Origin of the sequence: Streptomyces sp. SolWspMP-5a-2 (assembly GCF_900091845.1) — a bacterium.
In the GTDB taxonomy this organism is placed as follows: domain Bacteria; phylum Actinomycetota; class Actinomycetes; order Streptomycetales; family Streptomycetaceae; genus Streptomyces; species Streptomyces doudnae.
This window is the reverse complement of record NZ_FMCI01000258.1, coordinates 1-2,514: the sequence shown is the minus strand read 5'-3', so window position 1 is coordinate 2,514 and position 2,514 is coordinate 1. Positions and strand designations below refer to the sequence as shown.

Genomic DNA, 2,514 nt, shown 5'->3' with positions numbered 1-2,514 from the left:
CCGCACGGCGCAGGCCGCGGCCGCCTTCCCCAACTGGTGATCCCCGCAGCGGCACGCCCCGGACGCGCTGCACGGGCCCCGCACGCACGCCCGGCGCACCGCCCACCGCTCGTCCGCGTCTCAGGCCCACCGCTCGTCCGCGCGCCAGGCCCGGCGCTCGTCCGCGCCGACCGTCGACCCACCGCGCCCGCCGTCGTCCCCGACCGCCAACTCTCGACCCCCGACCCCCGACCCCCGACCCCCGACCTCGATCGAGGAGCAGACCATGACCACGGACACCTCCGTACCGCCGGACACCGCGACGCCCCCACCCTCCGCAGCAGGCGGGCCGCCGCGGGCGGGACGGCGCCCGGCCGGGTCGCTGGAGGAGCTGGTCGGCGGCACCCCGCTGGTCCGCATCGACGCGGGCACCTCCGGGGCCACCGTGTACGCCAAGCTGGAGAGCGCCAACCCGCTCTCCAGCGTCAAGGACCGCACCGGCCTGTACATGATCGAGGCGGCCGAGCGCCGGGGCCTGCTGGTCCGGGGCCGGGGCACGGTCGTCGAGGCGTCGTCGGGCAACACCGGGATCTCGCTGGCCGCGCTGAGCGCCGCGCGCGGCTACGCCTGCGTCATCGTGCTGCCGGACAGCGCCACCCAGGAACGCGTCCAGTTGCTGCGGGCGTTCGGGGCGGAGGTGGTGCTGACCCCGGCCGAGGAGGGGTACACCGCGGCCATCGAGAAGGCCGAGGAGATCCACCGGGAGCGCCCCGGTTCCTGGTTCGCGCGCCAGCACGAGAACGACGACAACGTGGCCGCGCACTACGCCACCACCGGGCCCGAGATCTGGGCCGACACCGGCGGCCGTCTCGACGTGCTGGTGGTCGGGGTGGGCACCGGCGGCACGCTCAGCGGGACGGCCCGCTATCTGAAGGAGCGTCACCCGGAACTGCGGGTCGTCGCGGTGGAGCCGGAACGCTCGCCGGTGCTCAGCGGGGGCTGGGGCGGGCTGCACCGCATCCCGGGCCTCAACGGCGGTTTCGTCGCCGACACCACCGACACCGGCCTGATCGACGAGGTGGTGACCGTCTCGGACGCCGCCGCCTTCGACACCAGCAGGCTCCTGGCGCGCACCGAGGGCCTCCTCGTCGGCGTCTCCTCGGGGGCCGCCGCGCACGCCTGCCGGGTCCTCGCGGCCCGCCCCGAGCACGCCGGGCACACCTTCGTCACCGTCTTCCCCGACACCGGGGAGCGCTACCTCTCCTGGCTCGAGGCGGCCGCGGCCGCCGAGGACGCCTCCGCCTGAACGCCCGCCGCCGCACCCACCACCCGTTGAGGAGCCCGCACGATGACCCAGCTTCCCCGCATCGTCCTGCCCGCCGAGGGCGAGTCCGTGCAGATCGGCACCACCACCCGGACCACGTTCAAGGCGGTCGGCCAGGAGACCGACAACCGCCTCGGTCTCTTCGAGCACCGGATGGATCCGGGCGCGCCCGGCGCCTCCCCGCACATCCACAAGGAGCAGCTTGAGGCGTTCTACGTGCTGCACGGGACGGTGGAACTCCATCTCGACGGCCGCAGTTTCCCGGCCGGGCCGGGTACCTATGTCAACGTGCCCGAGAACATGTCGCACGGGTTCCGCAACCCGTACGAGGACCAGGCCACCATGCTGATCGTCTTCACCCCGGCCAAGGACCGCGAGGAGTACTTCCGGGGCCTGGCGGAGCTGTACGCCGACGGGAACCGGCCCACCGAGGACGAGTTGCTGGATCTGATGTCCCGCTACGACCAGTACGAGGTGACCGTCGACGGGACGGTGCCCGGCTGGGGCCGGCACTGAGCGGCACCCGCGGCGCGGGCCCGGCCGCACCGCGATGACCAGGCCCGCCGACCCGTCCGCGCCGACCGGCCGCGTCCCCGCTCCGTCCGCCGGGCGGCGGGGCGCGGTCGGCGGCGCGCTGCTGGCCGCGTTCGGCGGCTTCGCCGGGTTCAACCTGCTGCTGTCGGCGATGCCGGCGTACGCGGTGCGGTCCGGGGCGGGTCCGGCGGGCGCCGGGGTGCTGACCGCCGCGCTGATGGCGGCGACCCTGGCGGTCCAGCCGTGGACGCCCCGGCTGTTCGCCCGGCTGGGCAGGCGCCGTTCGCTCGCGCTGAGCGGTCTGCTGCTCGGGCTGCCCTGTCCCGCGCTGCCCCTCGTCGCCCCGCTGCCCGCGCTCACCGCGCTGACGGCGGTGCGGGGGCTGGGGTTCGGGATCTTCGTGGTGGCCGGGGTGACCTTCACGACGGAGCTGTTCCCGCCGGGCCGTCGCGGGCGCGCCCTCGGGCTGTACGGCGCGGTGGTCGGCGTCGCCGGAGTGCTGGGCGCCCCGCTGGGCATCGCGCTGGCCCGGCGGGAGGCGTACGGGACGGTCTTCGCGCTCGCGACGGGCGCCGCCGCCCTGGTGGTGCTGGGTGCTTTCGGCTTCCCGCGGGCCGGGGCGCCCGAGGGGCCGCGCCGTCCCCGGAGCCGGGGCGGCGCCCTGCGCGCGCTGCGCC

3 protein-coding genes are annotated in these 2,514 nt (G+C 76.0%); all 3 read left to right on the top strand.

Going from position 1 to position 2,514, the window contains the following annotated elements:
- Positions 1-265: 265 nt before the first annotated feature.
- On the top strand, positions 266-1,285 hold the full coding sequence (locus GA0115242_RS26400; RefSeq protein ID WP_093832699.1) for a PLP-dependent cysteine synthase family protein: 1,020 nt from the start codon (positions 266-268) through the stop codon (positions 1,283-1,285).
- A 42-nt stretch (positions 1,286-1,327) separates the two neighbouring features.
- On the top strand, positions 1,328-1,819 hold the full coding sequence (locus GA0115242_RS26395; protein ID WP_093832697.1) for a cupin domain-containing protein: 492 nt from the start codon (positions 1,328-1,330) through the stop codon (positions 1,817-1,819).
- Between the two features lie 34 nt (positions 1,820-1,853).
- Positions 1,854-2,514 (top strand): MFS transporter (locus tag GA0115242_RS26390; protein ID WP_141721754.1); only part of this gene is annotated, 661 nt, incomplete at its 3' end.